Origin of the sequence: Sphaerospermopsis sp. LEGE 08334 (assembly GCF_015207205.1) — a bacterium.
Classification (GTDB): Bacteria; Cyanobacteriota; Cyanobacteriia; order Cyanobacteriales; family Nostocaceae; genus Sphaerospermopsis.
Genome location: NZ_JADEXH010000003.1, coordinates 88,979 through 107,434, shown reverse-complemented (window position 1 = coordinate 107,434; position 18,456 = coordinate 88,979). Strand labels below are relative to the sequence as shown.

16 protein-coding genes are annotated in these 18,456 nt (G+C 36.5%); 13 read left to right on the top strand and 3 right to left on the bottom strand.

Annotated elements, in window-relative coordinates:
- The first annotated feature begins 27 nt into the window (after positions 1-27).
- Positions 28-762, top strand: coding sequence for a flagellar motor protein (locus IQ237_RS02845; protein ID WP_194052064.1), 735 nt, complete (start codon positions 28-30; stop codon positions 760-762).
- A gap of 57 nt (positions 763-819) precedes the next feature.
- Here IQ237_RS02845 and IQ237_RS02840 read toward each other — a convergent pair whose 3' ends face one another.
- Positions 820-1,320 (bottom strand): DUF29 family protein, encoded by a 501-nt coding sequence (locus tag IQ237_RS02840; RefSeq protein WP_194052063.1) that lies wholly within the window; start codon positions 1,318-1,320, stop codon positions 820-822.
- Positions 1,321-1,634: 314 nt separating this feature from the next.
- Here IQ237_RS02840 and leuB point away from each other — a divergent pair, with 314 nt between their 5' ends.
- From leuB to accD, 4 genes are all read left to right on the top strand, one after another.
- Positions 1,635-2,732, top strand: coding sequence for a 3-isopropylmalate dehydrogenase (gene leuB / locus IQ237_RS02835; RefSeq protein WP_194052062.1), 1,098 nt, complete (start codon positions 1,635-1,637; stop codon positions 2,730-2,732).
- Positions 2,733-2,822: 90 nt separating this feature from the next.
- Positions 2,823-3,083, top strand: a complete 261-nt coding sequence (locus tag IQ237_RS02830) for a hypothetical protein (RefSeq protein WP_096568332.1) — start codon at positions 2,823-2,825, stop codon at positions 3,081-3,083.
- Between the two features lie 95 nt (positions 3,084-3,178).
- Positions 3,179-4,000, top strand: coding sequence for an A24 family peptidase (locus IQ237_RS02825; RefSeq protein WP_194052239.1), 822 nt, complete (start codon positions 3,179-3,181; stop codon positions 3,998-4,000).
- 1,121 nt (positions 4,001-5,121) lie between these two features.
- Positions 5,122-6,072: an acetyl-CoA carboxylase, carboxyltransferase subunit beta gene (gene accD / locus IQ237_RS02820; protein ID WP_194052061.1), complete on the top strand. Its 951-nt coding sequence runs from the start codon at positions 5,122-5,124 to the stop codon at positions 6,070-6,072.
- Between the two features lie 78 nt (positions 6,073-6,150).
- Here the strand turns inward: accD and IQ237_RS02815 are convergent, their stop codons facing one another.
- Positions 6,151-7,551, bottom strand: coding sequence for an MFS transporter (locus IQ237_RS02815; RefSeq protein ID WP_194052060.1), 1,401 nt, complete (start codon positions 7,549-7,551; stop codon positions 6,151-6,153).
- 328 nt (positions 7,552-7,879) lie between these two features.
- On the opposite strand from IQ237_RS02815, the gene IQ237_RS02810 reads away from it, so the two are divergent.
- From IQ237_RS02810 to petJ, 8 genes are all read left to right on the top strand, one after another.
- Positions 7,880-9,124 (top strand): ABC transporter substrate-binding protein, encoded by a 1,245-nt coding sequence (locus IQ237_RS02810; RefSeq protein ID WP_194052059.1) that lies wholly within the window; start codon positions 7,880-7,882, stop codon positions 9,122-9,124.
- Positions 9,125-9,544: 420 nt separating this feature from the next.
- Entirely contained in the window at positions 9,545-12,229 is a 2,685-nt protein-coding gene (locus IQ237_RS02805) for a DNA methyltransferase (RefSeq protein ID WP_194052058.1), read from the top strand.
- Positions 12,230-12,529: 300 nt separating this feature from the next.
- On the top strand, positions 12,530-12,784 hold the full coding sequence (locus IQ237_RS02800) for a hypothetical protein (protein ID WP_194052057.1): 255 nt from the start codon (positions 12,530-12,532) through the stop codon (positions 12,782-12,784).
- A gap of 101 nt (positions 12,785-12,885) precedes the next feature.
- Positions 12,886-13,794 carry a carbohydrate ABC transporter permease gene (locus tag IQ237_RS02795; RefSeq protein WP_194052056.1) on the top strand — a complete coding sequence of 303 codons (909 nt, stop codon included), beginning with the start codon at positions 12,886-12,888 and terminating at the stop codon, positions 13,792-13,794.
- On the top strand, positions 13,791-14,627 hold the full coding sequence (locus IQ237_RS02790) for a carbohydrate ABC transporter permease (protein WP_194052055.1): 837 nt from the start codon (positions 13,791-13,793) through the stop codon (positions 14,625-14,627). The genes IQ237_RS02795 and IQ237_RS02790 overlap by 4 nt, the downstream gene beginning before the upstream one ends.
- A 413-nt stretch (positions 14,628-15,040) precedes the next feature.
- On the top strand, positions 15,041-15,532 hold the full coding sequence (gene psbV / locus IQ237_RS02785; RefSeq protein WP_194052054.1) for a photosystem II cytochrome c-550: 492 nt from the start codon (positions 15,041-15,043) through the stop codon (positions 15,530-15,532).
- A 318-nt stretch (positions 15,533-15,850) separates the two neighbouring features.
- Positions 15,851-16,270: a plastocyanin gene (petE, locus tag IQ237_RS02780; RefSeq protein ID WP_194052053.1), complete on the top strand. Its 420-nt coding sequence runs from the start codon at positions 15,851-15,853 to the stop codon at positions 16,268-16,270.
- 282 nt (positions 16,271-16,552) lie between these two features.
- Entirely contained in the window at positions 16,553-16,900 is a 348-nt protein-coding gene (gene petJ / locus IQ237_RS02775) for a cytochrome c6 PetJ (protein ID WP_194052052.1), read from the top strand.
- 103 nt (positions 16,901-17,003) lie between these two features.
- Here the strand turns inward: petJ and IQ237_RS02770 are convergent, their stop codons facing one another.
- On the bottom strand, positions 17,004-18,419 hold the full coding sequence (locus IQ237_RS02770) for a hypothetical protein (protein WP_194052050.1): 1,416 nt from the start codon (positions 18,417-18,419) through the stop codon (positions 17,004-17,006).
- Positions 18,420-18,456: the final 37 nt, after the last annotated feature.

Sequence of the window (18,456 nt, the reverse complement as noted above, 5' to 3'; positions counted from 1 at the left end):
ATTTAAACCTCTACAATCAATATAGATATGCAAAGAAGAAATCGCAATAATTCTAATAATAATAGCGAAACCTTTACAATTTGGACATCCTTTACAGATTTAATGTCTAACGCATTTATGATTATTACCTTATTATTAGTATTTGTGGTATCTCAAAAAAAACCACCAGAACCACCAGGGATAGTTTGTGAACCGAAAATTATTAACCTTCCTTCTGAACAATATAGTTTTGAATCAGGGAGTGCAGTTTTACCAAATAACTTAAAAAGTGATATTTTGCAAGGTAACAAACCAGGGAAAATATTAAAATTAATTGAAGAAACCCTTTCTGAACAAGAACAATGTAATAATGAAACTGAGGTACTAGAAATTATAGGTCATACAGATGATCAACCTGTAAATTTTCTCAAGTGTGATACCCCCAATAATCAAACATTAAAACCTTTAGATAATCACCTAGAAAATGTTGCCACAGGTAATCAAAATATTAACACCTTATGTCCTCGTTCTAATACTGATTTAGGTTTAATGCGAGCATTATCAGTAGTCAAAGAACTGCAAAAAGCGCAAAATAAAACTAGATTATCTCGATTTAAAAAAGTCCAATTTAGAGCATATTCAGCAGCACAATTATTTTTACCAGAAAATCAAGGATTTGCTAAAAACAATACGAGAAAAGATCCAGCAACCAGAAGTAAACGCAGAAGAATAGAAATCAGATTTGCACAACTGGGAGAGTACGTTACACCAGATAAAAATTGATCAAAATTGAAAATAAAAGCAGTTCTCATCAGGTTTATAGTGTAAATATGTGCAAATTTAAATATCTGCTGTTAACTGACTTAAATAATCATCCATGATAGCTGGTAATTCTTTGGGTGAATAGGTATAAGTGAGAGATAAAAATGTAATTGCTGTGTTGATAACTTGCTTTCTATTTACTATAGTTGATAGTTGAGAACGAGTATATTTACCGTTCATTATTTCTAAACTAGCATCTGCGATCGCATCTTCTATAACTGATTCTTCTATTAAATTTTCCCATTCATCTTCATTGATGTAATAGGATTTTTTGTTTTCTTTGAGATTGATTTCTTGAACTTCTCTAATTGAATTACGAATAGAAGCCATCCAAGAATTTGTTAATCTTTTTTCTATTTGATTTTTAATTATATGAATGAGTAGTATTTTTAAGAATGATTTAATTTGTCTGATTGTTGCTTTTTTACTCATTCCTTCTAATTCATCTACAATTGCTAAAGCTTCTGTATAATTTCCTTGTAAAATACTGTTTCTGAGGTCTATTAATTCTTGGGTCATTTTTAGTAGCCTCCGGTTTATTTGCTATATTGAGAATAACATAAATTCATACGATTACCGCTATTTTTCACTTTTATCTGTGTTTATCTGCGTTTATCTGCGTTAAATTATAGTGATAAAATTTCGCACAACTGGGAGAGTACGTCACACCAGATGGAAATTGATAGAAATTGAAAATAAAAGAAGTTCTCATATATTTTACCATGCCTTTTGCGTTCTTCCTTTGCGTCTTTGCGTCTTTGCGTGAGATATCAAAAACTGACTACTCACTGGTATGATAATTAATCTGCAAACAAACACCCATTAACAAAACCATGACAAAAAACTACCGTATCACCCTACTTCCCGGAGATGGTATTGGACCAGAAATAATGGCCGTAGCAGTGGACGTGCTAAAAGTCGTCGCTAAACGCTTTGATTTGAACTTTGATTTTCAAACCGCCCTCATCGGTGGTGCAGCGATAGATGAAACCGGTGAACCTCTACCATCTGCAACTTTAGATACTTGTCGCAGCAGTGATTCAGTATTGCTCGCTGCTATCGGTGGTTATAAATGGGACAGTTTACCCTCTGATAAACGTCCTGAAGCTGGTTTATTAGGATTAAGAGCAGGTTTAGAACTCTTTGCAAATTTACGACCTGCTAAAATATTACCCCAACTCATAGACGCATCTACCTTAAAAAAAGAAGTCGTCGAAGGTGTAGATATTATGGTAGTGCGGGAACTCACAGGTGGGATTTATTTCGGTAAACCTAAAGGTATTTTTACTACCGAAGCCGGAGAAAGACGTGGTGTAAATACGATGGTTTACAGGGAATCAGAAATTGAGAGAATTGGTAAAGTTGCCTTTGAAACAGCCCAAAAACGCGGCGGAAAACTTTGTTCCGTGGATAAAGCCAATGTATTAGATGTATCTCAACTTTGGCGGGAGAAAATGACTAAGCTGGCTTCAGAATATCCTGACGTAGAATTATCACATTTATATGTAGATAACGCCGCCATGCAATTAGTCCGCGCCCCCAAACAATTTGATACTATTGTTACTGGTAACTTGTTCGGTGATATTCTTTCCGATGCTGCGGCCATGTTAACTGGTAGTATTGGGATGTTACCTTCTGCTAGTTTGGGAGCTTCTGGACCTGGTGTATATGAACCCGTCCACGGTTCAGCCCCCGATATTGCTGGACAAGATAAAGCCAACCCCTTAGCACAGGTTTTAAGTGCAGCCATGATGTTACGGTATGATTTAGATCAACCAGCAGCAGCGGATTTAATAGAAAATGCAGTGTTACAAGTTTTACAACAAGGCGATCGCACAGGAGATATTATGTCCCCAGGAATGAATCTTTTAGGTTGTCGCGCAATGGGTGAAGCTTTAATGAAAATTCTGGAAACAAAGGAAACAAAATAGTTTGATTGTACTAGAAGAAAATTTTAGCGTTTTTTGCTAAAAGTTTCAGATACACTAGAAGCAAATCTATCAATAACATAACAACTAATAGTGTACGCTTCACGACAAGGACAGGGAAATTTCACCACCCCAGCAAACCAAACCCCTTTGGTAGATCCCACCGTGATCAAAGCCGCTGGGCAAATTTACTATACCTACTGTGAGGTACATCCTGAAATTGTGGGGCAAGCTTCAGGAGTAGCAATTAGTCGCGTCACTCATCGGGGTAAAGTAATTTTTACTCAGCAACCCATTCTCTTACCACAGGAATGTTTTATACCCTTACAACAAATTGAATCGTATATGTATTAGGTGATTGGTGATTGGTGACAGGTGATTGGGAAGAATAACTAACAACTAATAACTAATGACTAATAACTAATAACTACTGAATGACAACTGACAATATGGACACATTGATTTTCGTCCCTGCTAGTATCATTGTCTTCGCTTTGGGGGCTGCTATTGGTAGCTTTATCAATGTTGTAGTTTATCGCCTACCTGCGGGATTATCCTTACTTTGGCCGCCTTCTCGCTGTCCTAAATGCTTAAACCAATTAAAAGCTTATGATAATGTACCTGTGTTTGGTTGGTTGTGGTTAAAAGGAAGATGTCGTTATTGTCACACCAAAATTTCTCCCCGTTATCCAGTGGTAGAGGCGATAACGGGAATTATATTTTTAATAGTATTTTGGGTATTTCAATTTTCAGCCTTAACAATTGGTTATTGGGCTTTTTGCAGTTGGTTATTAGCTCTATCTCTTATAGACTGGGATACAATGATTTTACCCGGTCAACTTACCAAGTCGGGATTGGTATTGGGCTTAGTTTTTCAAATGGGTTTAGGTTTTTTAACAGAAAATAGCTGGGTGGGTGGGATCAAACAGCTAATGTTTGGAATAGGTGGTACAGTCTTGGGCTTATGGCTGTTTGATAGCATCTCAATTTTAGGTTATCTAGCCTATGGAAAACCCGTCATGGGTGGAGGTGATGGTAAACTAGCAGCAATGATGGGCGCTTGGTTAGGTTGGAAGCATCTGCTAATAGCTAGTTTTATGGCCTGTTTTTTGGGAGTATTAATAGGTGGAGGTGCAATTATGCTCTCACGTCATCAAATGGGACAAAGAATGCCTTTTGGTCCTTTCTTAGCTTTGGGGGCGGTAATTGCTGTTTTTGGTGGTGAAGCGATTTTGTCTTCTTACCTACAGTTTGTGCTACCACCATCTTGAAATATATCAGTTAAGTAGGTAGGCGTTAAAAATTGTCGTTATGACAAGGCAGGAGGTAGGAGGCAGAAGGGAACATCCCAAATGTGTAAATTTATTTTTATCTAACGTAAAAATGCTCCAAAGACCTAATATGATTGAACCACAAAGAACGCAAAGAACACAAAGGTAAGAGATTTTCAGAGAGTTTTTGGTGTTACTGCGGTTCTTTTTTCAAAATTGGGATGCTTCCACGCAGAAGGCAGGAGGGAAAAGGTTTTTATCAATTTTACATTTTGTTACATACCTTGGTTTTTTCGTGCCGACTTACTTATAGCAGGAGTCAGTACGAAGGCAAAAGGCAAGAGTTTATTCTTACCAATTACTTGTTCCCAGTCACCAATCACCAATCACCTATTATCATCAAATTCAAACTTTAAAATCACTTTTCTTTAATATTAGATTTAAATGTTTTTTATTCTCATCCTCAGCAACCTACACCCTCCATGACTGTAACCACATGACTGTAACCAGCATTACTTCATTGGATCTTTATATTTTGGTAAGATTAACCTGTGAATTGTATTACAGTCAAACAATACTTTTGGCAGTTGGCAAATACAACTAATGTCATAAATGCTGATAGCTTACCATTGAATAATAAAAATAATGTATTAGGAGGAAGATTCATTTTCATGGGGGTTTTGTATTTTCACACCTTTGCCGATACGTTGATATAATTAAGTCCCCTGACACGTTTGGAAAAAAGTTGTATTGGCAGCAGCATTTTTATTAAGCTATCAACCAAAAAATACAAAATCAAGTCGAAAATTGGTTACAAGCGTAATTTGGTGATTTAGTCAAGCCAAGAAAAATCATCAGGAGTCAGGAGTCAGAGTGCTTATAAAATCAGGAATAGAGAGAAGCAAGATTTTAGCAAAATTATCAAAGCTGACGCTATAAGGCGTTATTATTCTGACTTCTGTAGTCTATCCTCTGAATACTTACCTCAAGTCCACAATTCACAATACCTGCTCCAGCAGTAGGTGAGGTCAATCTAAAATCCAAAATCTAAAATCCAAAATCCAAAATCTAAAATTGATTGACCTGTGTTGAATCTCATACCTACTTAAATAACAATAAAAATGGCAAACAACGAAGAATCACGCGGTTTAAAGTCTCTATTTGATTGGTTTGCAAATCGGCGTAAATCAGGATCTCCCCATTTAGAAAAACAAGAACGGGAAATAGCCGATGGTTTATGGCACAAATGCGCGAAATGTGGTGTTTTGGCTTATGCTAAAGACCTAAAAGCTAATCAAATGGTTTGTGCAGAATGCGGTCATCATAACCGAGTCGATAGTGATGAGCGTATCCGTCAGTTAATTGATGCAAATACTTGGAAACCCATAGATGAAAATTTGCGTCCCACTGATCCTTTAGGATTCCGCGATCGCAAACCCTACAGCGATCGCATCCGGGAAACTCAGGAAAAAGTCGGTTTAATAGACGCAGTAAAAACCGGTTTAGGGCAAATTAACGGTTTACCCATCGCTTTAGGAGTCATGGACTTCCGTTTTATGGGTGGTAGTATGGGTTCTGTTGTCGGTGAAAAACTCACTCGTTTAATAGAACAAGCTACACAACGCCGCTATCCTGTCGTTATCGTTTGTACCTCTGGTGGTGCGAGAATGCAGGAAGGAATGTTGTCCTTAATGCAAATGGCGAAAATTTCCGGTGCTTTACAACGCCATCAAGATGCTCGTTTATTATACATTCCCGTCTTAACAAATCCCACCACCGGAGGCGTTACCGCTAGTTTTGCCATGTTGGGTGATATCATCATCGCGGAACCCAAAGCCACTATCGGTTTTGCCGGCAGACGAGTTATTGAACAAACCCTGCGGGAAAAACTACCTGAAGATTTCCAAACCGCTGAAGACTTACTCAAGCATGGTTTTGTAGATGAAATTGTTCCCCGCACTCAGTTAAAAAATACCTTGACACAGTTAATATCTTTACACCAACCCATGCCCACCGCACCTAACATGGTTTTGTGGGAAACAATGACATTAACTTCTACTGGTGTAGAGTAGGTGATTGGTGATTGGTGATTGGTGATTGGTGATTGGGTTCTTAATCTTCCCCTGCTTCCCCATCTCTACTGTCACCTGTCACCTGTCACCTGTCACCTGTTCCCTAATGAATACAAGCGGGATCAATGCTGCTAGTCTGCAAATACTGGAAAGGGCAAATAAACCTAATAAACCGCCAAAATGGGGAGATTGAGCGATAAAACCGCCGATAGTTGTCCCTAAAGCACCAGTTACACCGGCAATAGCAGCAGCGATCGCAAAATAAATAGATTGATTTCTGACTGGTGTAACACCAATCTGCAAATTGTTATTACATAAATCCACCGCAGCACCAGTACCACCGATAAAAATATGTAATAGTGGTAGCCACAACCAAATATCTAAATTTCTGTTACCAATTCCAAACCAAAATAAAGGCGTAACTGCAACAATAATCCCCACAAATATCAAAATCGGACGATTTCCTAATTTATCTGCTAACTTACCCCAAAAAACCACCATTAACAAATTTGCTCCTGCTTGCAGACTGCTGTAAACAGTCACCCAACCCACATCTATATTTAAAGTTTCCAGCAGATAAAGATTTACAAAAGGGGCGCAAAGATTAAAAGCCAACATCCATAAACTGAAATACAGTAAAAATATCCAAAAATGGGAATTTTGATCATTTTCCTTATTCTTGGGTAGTGGTAATTCATGAATTACCCCTACATTGTCTTTATTTCGCGTGACTTCTATATAAGTATTTTGTAATTGGGGATTAACATCAATTTTAAAATACTGACAACCTAAACTAACTAACCCAAATAAAATCCCCACAAACAAAACCACACCATAACCTTGAAGAGTTCCCCCAAACCAATGAGAAACAGCAAAACCCGCCAAAGGAACACATAACAAATTAGTTAAACTGGCCGCACTATTACGTATTCCAAAATATCTACCCCGTAACCTTCTAGGAACAATAATTGCTAACCAACTCATCCAAGATGCACATCCCAAACCCCCAACGAGATGACTAAAAAAGACAATTACCAGCGTTAATATCACCAACTGCTGAGAATTGATCAATCCCCAACTCTTACAGATAATTCCTGTTACTAAAAACAGCCAAAATAGGCGAGAAATTCCATAAACCAGCGCCGAATATTGAAACCTGCTAGTAGTGCGTTCTGAGATATAAGCACCTAAAGGCTGAATGAGATTTACTAGCATGGGAATTGAAGAAAGCATCCCAAAAATTACCGGACTAGCATCTAATTCTACCAAAAAATTACTAAGTAAAATTCCTCCAGTAGTAATAGAAAAAATTGTGGCAAAAATAGCATCTAAAGTAGAAGCTTGTAAACTGGTACGAATCGCATTTTTAGGAAAACGAGAGCTAGATTGAGATTCAGAACGTAGAACATTGTTTAATGAATCAATCTGAGGAATTTCCAGATTTAAAGAAGTAGATATTTCAACTTTAACCGAGTCCATAAACTATCGTCTAGCGGTGACGAAATGAGTAAAATTTCAGTTAATAATAGTTGTTTGTTCTTCTATATACCATTTCTCAATAAAAATTCATACTGCTTAAAGATGAGTCTTGAGTTACGGGATCATCCCAAATGTGTAAATTCATTTTTGTCTATGGAAATAATATGCCCCAAAGCTTAATATGATTGAACCGCAAAGGGCGCAAAAGACACAAAGGTAAGAGAGTTTAAGAGATTTTTTAGTGTTGCTGCGGTCATTTTTTATTTCATTGGGATGCTCCCGGAGTTACAGCATCTATAAATGAGAAAATAAAAACTTTTATCTGTCCATGAACAAATACAAATGGTTAAAATTCTGTATATTAATTATCACAGTGGCTATCATTGTGATCAGTTGTCACCAATTACCACCCAGCAAATCAGCAGTTACTATTAAACTTAGTGGTTGGGGTGGTTCACCTGTAGAACAAAAACTTTTAAAACAAGTATTGCAAGATTTTGAAATCAAACATCCCCAAATTAAAGTTAAATATGAATTAATTTCTGATCAATATATGGATGTAATTAAAACTCGCTTAATTGGTGAAGCTGCACCAGATGTATTTTATTTAGATGCTGTAGAAGCTCCTTTTTTGATAAGTAAAAATGTTTTAGAACCTCTCAATAATTACATCATAGATAAATTTGATTTACAAGATTTTGATCAAAATTTATTAGAAATTTTTAAAGCGCATAACTATATTTATGGAATACCTAAAGATTATTCTACCTTGGCTTTATTTTATAACAAAAAAGCTTTTAAAAAATCAGGTTTCAATAAACCGCCAACTACTTGGGATGAATTATTAAGTTACTCTCAAAAATTAACAGGTAAACTTAATAGATACGGGTTTGGAGAAAGTCCAGCAATATCACGCCATGTTTACAAAATTCAAGCTTTTGGAGGAAAGTTAATTGATGAAAATGGTAATGCTACCTTTGCTAGTGAAAAAGCTTTAAAAGGTTTACAATTAGTGATAGATCAATATCGAAAATATCAAACATCAGCATTACCATCAGATGTTGGTGCGAGTTCAGGTACAGATATGTTTGGACAAGGTAAAGTGGCAATGGTAATTGAGGGAAATTGGGCTATTCCTTATCTGCAAGAAACCTTTCCCCAGTTAGATTTTGCTACCGCAGAAGTCCCCAAAATTAATAATCAAAAAGGCACAATGGTTTATACTGTTGCCTATGTCATGAATAAACAAACAAAACATAAAAAAGCAGCTTGGGAATTAATTTCTTATTTGACAGGTAAAGAAGGAATGGAAAAGTGGACAGGAACAGGTTTTGCTTTACCAACTCGCAAATCTGTAGCCAAGAAATTAGGTTATGATCAAGATTATTTAAGGTCTGCATTAGTAGCAGGTCTTGATGATGCTACTCCTTGGCAACTTGGTAAATATCCAGCAGTAATTGTTAATAATTTTGAGAATCAATTTTTAAGTGCTTTATTGGGGGAACAATCTTTAAAACAGGCAATGTTAAAGGCGCAGAATAATGCTAATCAGCAGATGAAAATGATGGAGTAGAAATTGGATTAAATGGGATCTGGGTATGACGTTTTTTAAGTTTGATTTACTTACAGGACTTACGCAAAAGGGAACGAAAGTAGGGGTAATTCATGAATTACCCCTACGCAAGAATAAGGTTTTCAGTCACATCTTGCGTAAGTCCTAACTTAATTGAGTTATCTTTATTTTTAGGGAGCATCCCAATTTTGAAAAAATCAACTCAGCAATACCAAAAACTCTCTTAAACCCTCTTAACTTTGTGTCCTTTGCGTTCTTTGCGGTTCATTCATATTAGGACTTTGTAGCAATTCAAAGATTCCCAAAAAATAAAATTACACATTTGGGATGCTCCCTATTGTTGTTGCACTTGCGGTAAATTATCATATAATGTTGTAATTATACATATCAAATAAAACCGAATATTTATACCCCAGCAATATGACATCATCCACCCCAGAAAGTTTATCAAAATTCGTGCAATTCTGCCAACAACATATCACCGGACAGGAACGCAAAGAAGCGCAAACATTTCTAGATCGCTTTTTTCGTGCTTTTGGTCATGAAGGAGCATTAGAAGCTGGTGCAACTTACGAGGAAGCTATTAAAAAAAGTAGTAAAACCGGAAAAACCGGATTCGCTGATTTAGTTTGGAAACCCCGCGTTTTAATTGAAATGAAAAAACGGGGAGAAGACCTAAATAAACATTATTCCCAAGCATTTGATTATTGGACTCGTTTAGTACCAAATCGTCCTAAATATGTGATTTTATGTAATTTTGATGAATTTTGGATTTTTGATTTTGATATTCAATTAGATACACCCGTAGATAAAATATCTCTGGAGCAACTGCCAGAACGGGCTGGAGCATTGGCATTTATGGAAATAGGGCAAAAAACCCCTGTATTCCAAAATAACCAGGTAGAAGTAACAGAACGCGCCGCCCGACGGATGGGGGAATTATTATTAGAATTAGAAAAAAGAGGAATTGAAAAATTAACAGCACAGCGTTTTATTTTGCAATGTGTGTTAGCTATGTTTGCAGAAGATAGACAACTTTTACCCCGTGATATGTTTGTTTCTTGTGTGCAAGATTGCATGAAAGGAGCGAGTTCTTATGATGTTTTGGGTGGGTTATTTCGGGAAATGAATCAACCAGGAAAAACACCCACAGGACGTTATCAAGGTGTAGATTATTTTAATGGTGGTTTATTTTCTGTGATTCATCCTATAGAATTAACTAGAGAAGAATTAAACTTTTTAGATGTATCAGCGAGAGAAAATTGGAGTAAAGTCCGTCCGGCTATTTTTGGGAATTTATTTGAAGGAACAGTAGATAAAAAAGAACGTCACGCGAGAGGTATTCATTATACTTCTGAAGTGGATATAATGAAAATTGTCCGTCCCACAATTAGCCGTTTTTGGGAAGAGAGAATAGAAGCAGCAAATACAGTTAAAGAACTTTCTAAACTGCAAATAGAATTACAAAGTTATCGAATTTTAGACCCTGCTTGTGGTTCAGGTAATTTTCTGTATTTAGCGTATCAGGAGTTAAAAAGAATTGAAATATTGTTATTAGAAAAAATTTCTACCCTGCGAAAATCCAAAGATAAACAAATGCAGATGGGTTTGGTGACTCCTTTACAATTTTATGGGATGGATACAAATCCTTTTGCGGTAGAGTTAGCAAGGGTGACTTTGATGATAGCGCGGAAAATTGCCATTGATAATTTACAGTTAACTGAACCTGCGTTACCTTTAGATAGTTTAGATAATAATATTGTTTGTCAAGATGCTTTATTTAGTGAATGGGTAAAAGCAGATGCAATAATAGGAAACCCGCCTTTTTTGGGTGGTAAACATATTAGAATTACATTAAATGATGAATATGTAGATAGAATTTTTCAACAATTTCCGAAAGTTAAAGATGTGGATTTTTGTGCCTATTGGTTTAGATTAGCACATGATAAAATTGATGAAAATGGTAGAGTTGGTTTAGTTGCGACTAATTCTATTAGTCAAGGTAAAAGCAGAATTGCGGCTTTAGATTATATTACTCAAAATGGCGGTTATATTCATGAAGCTATTTCTTCTCAACCTTGGTCTGGTGAGGCTAAAGTTCATGTTAGTATTGTGAATTGGTGTAAGCAACAACCAGAAAAGTATTATTTAGATGATCAGATAGTATCACAAATTAATTCTTCTCTAAAATCTAGTATTGATGTCTCTCAAGCTATTAGATTAAAAGCAAATTTGAATAAATGTTTTCAAGGTGTAATTCCTGTAGGTGAAGGTTTTGTAGTAACTGAAAAACAAGTACACGAATGGATTAATAAAGATGCTAAAAATAAAGAGGTTTTAAAATTATTTTCAATGGGTGCAAATTTAGCAAAAAATCCTCATGGTAAACCTGAAAGATGGATTATTGATTTTAATGATATGAGTATTGAGGATGCTAGTGATTATCAACTACCTTTTGAACATATTAAACAAACTGTTAAACCACAAAGAGATAATAACCGTAGAAATGTCACGAGACTCAATTGGTGGAAATATGGTGAAAAAAGACCAGCTATGAGAAATGCACTTTCTACTTTATCAATTTACTTTGCAGTTCCAGAAGTATCAAAATGGGCAATTTTTATTCCTTGTCCTTCCGAATGGCTACCAGGTAATAAAACTAAAGCTGTAGCATCAGACGATTTTTATATATTTGGTATTCTTACATCTAATATACATCGTGAATGGATGCACGCTCAAAAATCAACATTAAAAGCTGATATAGCATATACTCATAACACCTGTTTTGAAACCTTTCCATTTCCGCAAACAGTAGACATAAAAATAGTAGAAAAAATCCGCGCCAAAGCTGAAGAACTACATCAATACCGCACCCAACAGATGGAAACAAAACAATGGGGAATTACCACACTATATAATAAATTCTTCAACGAACCGAGTAGCCAACTTTATAAACTACATCAACAACTAGACAAACTGGTAATGGAAGCTTATAAAATTAAACCAGAAGAAGACATATTAGAAAAACTGCTAACATTGAATTTAGAACTAGCAGAAAAAGAAAAACAGGGAATAGAAATAATAGGACCTTGGCCACCAAAATAAAATCTTCCTTCTTCCCTTCTTTCCTTCTTCTTTTCTTCTCTTCTTCGTGTCCTTCGTGTCTACCCTGCGGGAACTGCTTCGCAGAACGTGGTTCATTAATAAAAAAATCCCTCGTTCCCAAGTTTTACCTGGGAATGCAGTTGAAAAGACTCTGCCTTCTGCTATTGTGAAAATACACTGAACAAAAATCTTGAATAGGAGGTAGAACCACCTGCAAAGCATTCCCAGACAGAGACTAAAATGTAAATAGGTAAAAGTCTGTTGTCTTTTTAGACTATTATGTAGCCATAGCGAGGAAATATGACGACTCAGGTTGTACTAGGAAATATTAATCCTTCCGTATTAGAAAAATTACAGATTTTAGCGCAACGCCATAACCGCACTTTAGAAGATGAAGTAAAGGCAATTTTAGAAAATTTTGTAGAGGATAAATTAGTCACTCAAGAACCTGAACAAACACAAGCATGGGCAAAAATAGGTGCTGCACGTCAGCGTCATTTAGGTAAAAATTTTAGTGATAGTGTTGAACTTTTGCGTGAGGATAGAAACCGTTAAGTAAATTTGTAGTAGATGCAAATGTGGGTATTAAATATAAGCTATTTAGTTATTTGTGTTGGATAGAAGATTTACCATGAAAATGTATATAATTTACTATTATGTTGCAAATCAACAGACAAACCCGCAACCAACCTAAGAAAATTAACGAAAACTTCGCAGGTTATCTTTTCATGCTCCCTGCTATTTTCATATTACTTACTTTTGTTATCCTTCCTATCCTCTACGCTGTCTTTCTTTCCCTCAACAAAGTACAACTTTTAGGCGGTATTGAATATAAATTTATTGGCTTGAGAAATTTCACCCATTTGCTAGAAGACGAACAATTAAAAATTGCTCTCAAAAATACAATCGAATATGTAGCAATTGTTGTCCCCAGTCAAACAATTTTAGCTTTAATTCTCGCCGTTACTTTAAATTCTGGTATTCGTGGTAAAAACTGGTGGCGAATCCTCTATTTTTTGCCCACAGTTACATCATCAGCGGTGTTAACACTCATCTTTATGTGGATTTATAATACCGATGGTTTACTCAATGATTTTCTAGCATTTTTTGGATTACCTACTTATAATTGGTTAGGAGATCCAAAAGTGGCATTAAAAGGCATTATGATCATGAATATTTGGTCAACTGCGCCTTTTTATATGGTGATTTATTTAGCAGCTTTACAAGATATTCCCCAAACACTTTATGAAGCAGCCAATTTAGATGGTGCAAATGCTTGGGATCAGTTTATTAATATTACTCTTCCTTTATTGCAACCTGTGACTTTGTTTGTGGTAGCAGTAGGAATAATTGGCACTTTTCAATTATTTGATCAATCTTATATTTTTTCCGGTGGCACTGGTGGACCAAATAATGCTACTTTGACGGTGGTATTATTAATTTATCAAGCTGTATTTAGAAATTTACAATTAGGATATGCTGCTGCTGTGGCTTTTTTACTTGCAGCTTTAATCATTTCTATCACTGTCATTCAAAGGCGAATATTTGGAGGTGAAAAAATGTGAATCAATTTTATCGTTTTCCTTGGTTGAAAATTCTGTTATATCTGTTGTTAATAATTTATGGTTTTATCACTATTATTCCCTTCCTCTGGGCGCTTTCTGCATCCTTTAAACCTCTTTCCGAAATTATTAGCGGTGAACTAAATTTTATTCCTCACAATTTTACTTTTAAGAACTATCAGCAAATTTTTCTCCAAGAACCGCTATTTTGGCGCTGGTTATTTAACAGTGTAATAATTGCTGTTAGCGTTACGTTTTTCAATTTAATTTTAAATTCAATGGCTGGTTATGCTTTATCTAGATTGCGATTTGCTGGTAAACGCTTTTGGTTATTCTTAATCATCGCAGTTATAGCAGTACCCACACAAATTACTCTCATTCCCACATTTTTGATTTTAAAAACATTGGGTTGGCTTAATTCTTATCAAGGTATGATTGTACCGACTATGGTAAATGCTACCTTCATTTTTATGATGCGGCAGTTTTTTGTTAATTTTCCTCAAGAATTAGAAGAAGCTGCACAACTTGATGGTTTAAGCACTTGGGAGATTTTCCGAGATATTGTTTTACCCCTAGCAAAACCAGCACTAGCAGCACAGGCGGTTTTTGTATTTATGGGTAGTTGGAATAATTTTATACTACCTCTGGTAATTTTATTTGACCCGGAAATGTTTACCTTACCTCTAGGTTTGAATAGCTTTAAAGGTCAATATATCAGTTATTGGAATTATATTATGGCTGCTTCTATGGTGTTTACTTTACCAGCTTTAGGAATTTATGCTTTTTTCAATCGCTATTTTATTCAAGGTGTGACTTTTACGGGTGGAAAAGGTTAACTTTACAAATTGTAAATTTATTTATAAAGATTTGTATCAATTGTCAGCATCTTTCCTATTTCTAATTCCCTGGGATTAACAAACTCAGGGTCAGCACCTAATGGTAAACTGATTCATGCTGATGTTAATGATAGCGAGAATATTTTACCAAAGTCATCCTGATAGCTTTTAGCTACAGGATCAGGGGTGTTGTAGTTCTCCCCGTCGGGGTGATACCCGGCAAACTTTTAGCATCAGATAAATATAGCAACTGACAAGGCAGTTAGGACATCAGCAGATGCTACAACTTAAACACTAAAAGGCTTTTAGCACTGTCACCTGTCACCTGTTCGCTGTCACCTGCTATATCTATGCTTGTGGGAACTATCTTTGTGTCTTAGCTGTGTTGAGCATTACAAACTTGAAGGGGAAATATGTTTAAAAGACTGATAAGCGTTGTTGTTGCTGCTGTTGTATTGAGTTTTCAATTATTCATCGGTAGTGCAACAGCTTTGGAACTAGATCAAGCTACCAGAACTGTCAAATTGAACGAACAGGGTGATACTGTTGTCATTAGCATACCGCAACTGGCAATAGGTAAAAAATTATTTAATGACACCTGCGCTCAATGTCATGCTGGTGGTGTAACCAAGACTAATCAAAATGTAGGACTTGAACCAGAAGCTTTAGCTTTAGCTACACCGAAACGTGACAATATTGAAGGGTTGGTTGACTACATGAAAAATCCTACCACCTACGATGGTGAAACCGAGATTTCTGAAATACATCCCAGTATCAAGAGTGCGGATATCTTTACAGAAATGAGAAACCTGAAAGATGATGACTTAACAGCGATCGCAGGTCATATTCTCATCCAGCCAAAAATCGTTGGTATTAGATGGGGTGGTGGTAAGATCCATTACTAAACATCTGCTCATTGGCCTTCTTACTTTCTAAAAGTATGGGCAATTTTGCCCTTACTGTAGAAAAATCTCAGTTCCTATTCCTGATACCTGAGTGCATTCAAGCATTTCTGTCATCTTGGTTTACTTATACCTACCGCTTATACTTGACTTTGCTCTCTGGCAGCAGGATTGGGAACTTTGTATTTTCATCTGCACTTTCCTATTAATAACCGCTAATTCTTAAAAAAAAAATTTTTATCTATGACAGGGTGTCATATTTGGTGTTAAATGTAGTTAACATAAGAAAAGAAAAATAAAACTATATCTCAGGAGAGAGCCATGAAATTAATAGCAGCAAGTTGGAGACGCTTGACTTTAGCTGTTTTGACTGTACTGTTAGTTGTTAGCAGCTTTGCTGTTTTCACTCCCACCGCATCTGCTGAAACCTACACCGTCAAATTGGGTAGTGACAAAGGATTGTTGCAATTTGAGCCTAAGCAGTTAACTGTTAAACCTGGTGACACAATTGTGTGGTTTAACAACAAAGTTCCTCCCCACAACGTTGTCTTTGATCCTATAAAAAATCCTGCTAAGGATAAAGCTTTAGCTGCATCTTTATCTCACAAAAAATTAGCACTCAATCCTGGGCAAAAAATGGAAACAGTTATCCCCGCAGATGCACCAGCTGGTGATTACACTTTCTACTGCGAACCTCACCGTGGTGCTGGTATGGTTGGTAAACTAACTGTTGCCAGCTAACAATCTCGCTCATTTAACACCAGATGATTTTTTTGCTCATCGGGTGGTACAAATTAATGAATAGGAGCGGTAACGAGTTTGATCCCTGGGAAAGAATAAAGGGATGAGCTAGTTACCGCCAATTTTAGTTTGTAAGATAAATTTTAGTGAATAAATGCCGTATTATAATATACAAATTATTCGATAACTGAAAATGCTACAAGCTCCCGGATTTATTCTAAAATCCAAAATCCAAAATCCAAAATCTAAAATCAGAGATGTGCTTGTTACGAGGAAAATCTCTTGAGAATACCTTTATTAATTTTACTGTTGGCGATCGCCCTGTTGTTTAACTTCCAATTCATTGATCCCGCTTTAGCCGCAGAAGCATCTACAGGCAGCGCCATTTTTAGTAATCACTGTGCTTCTTGTCATATAGGAGGCGCTAATATCCTAGTTGAACATAAAACTTTACAAAAATCAGCACTATCAAAATATTTAGAAAATTATGATACTGAACCTATTCAAACCATTATCTATCAAATTCAGAACGGTAAAAGTGCCATGCCCGCCTTCAAGAGCAAATTAAGCGAGCAGGAAATTCTGGAAGTGGCCGCTTATGTTTTCCAGAAAGCGGAAACAGGTTGGTAGTATCATGTTCTTGTAAACACTTGTTGTGAAGAAAGCAGGGAGCAGGGAGCAAGGGTAAAAATTAATTCTTTCTCCTGACTCCTGACTCCTGACTCCTGAATTCTTAATTTTGTTGATTTGAGTTTTGTCTTGTTTCCTTGATTTGACGTAACTGTTGAATCAACTTTTGAGCAGATTCAGTAGATAAAGCAGGTTTATCATCACTAACTACAGATGTTGGTGATGAATTAGGAATAACAACAGCTTGATTTTTAGACTGATTTTTGTCTATTTGTGGATCAGATACTGTTTGAGTCTCTGGACTTGGTGAGGGCTTTAACTGTTCAATCTTCTGGGGAATTTTCCTATCGCCATTATTTGTAAATCTCAGTTGGAAAGGATAAGAACTAATGCGTTTCTCACCTTTAGGTGGATTAGCGTTGAAAAATTCCCTAGTTTTGGATTGTAGTTCAGGAGATACTGATCCATCTTGAAACCTGATATCTAAGACCTTACCATCAGGAGCTACAACCAATCGACCCAAAACAGTACCTTCCATCCCGCGTTTATTTGTCGAGATAGTTTCACGGATAACTGCTTGTTCCTTAACATTGGGGTATGCTTCCCGAATCGTTGTTCTCAGGGTGTTATAAGAGTCAAGCTTGGCCAGTAACTGTTCCCGTTTCTGACCTTGAGAATCAAACTCGCTTCCAGTTGTTACTTGGGTTTGTTGCTGAGTGGAAGTTGCTGAAGATGGTATCACGATTGCTGCTGCCCGTAATTGACCTTTACCTTGTAGAGATGGTTCAGCAGCAAGATCAGAAGCAGAATTAGCAGCAATTTGAACTGGGTTATCTCCTAACTGAACTTTTTGTGGTTCAGTAACACCCTGTGGTGTTGCCGTAGAGCCAATATCAATAGCATCAGGAGATGGGTTAATTAGCGGTTCACTAGGTAATTTATTATCTGCCTCAACTTGTGGCAACCTGTTAATATTAAGTGCTTGGGTTTCTTTAATTTTGGCATCTATATCATCCACAAAAGGAGAGGATGAAGGAGAAAATGTATTTCTGCTGATGCGGAAATTAGAAACTTGAGTTCTAAAATCGTTTCTAGCAAATCTTTGGATAGGCTGCCTTTTGGGCAAGTAAGAAAGATTATAGTTGGCCGATGATGTAGGGATCGGTGGCAGTACAGTCTGGCTAGGTAAAGGAGCTTGGATAGCTGATTCTACAGGTGGGATAATAACTTTTTCCTCACCAAAATTAATCAAAGGAATTTCCGGTTGTTGTGGCAGTTGTGGTTGTAAAGCCACCTGGGATGGTGCTGTTTGAGGCAATCGGTTTTGATCAGCCGGACTCAACTCCATTAACCCGACTGCTTTTGTGGTATTAGGTTCTGTGGATTGACCAGAATCAACAGGCATTAATGGCACAATCAAAGCAATAGCACCGTGGATACCAAGAGAGGCTATAGCTGCTATTCCAGTGGGTTGGCTGAATATTTCTGGTATGTTTTTCAGGATGGAAGCGTAAGACATAGCTGTTATCGTTCACTCGGCTCGGTTGCAATTTACT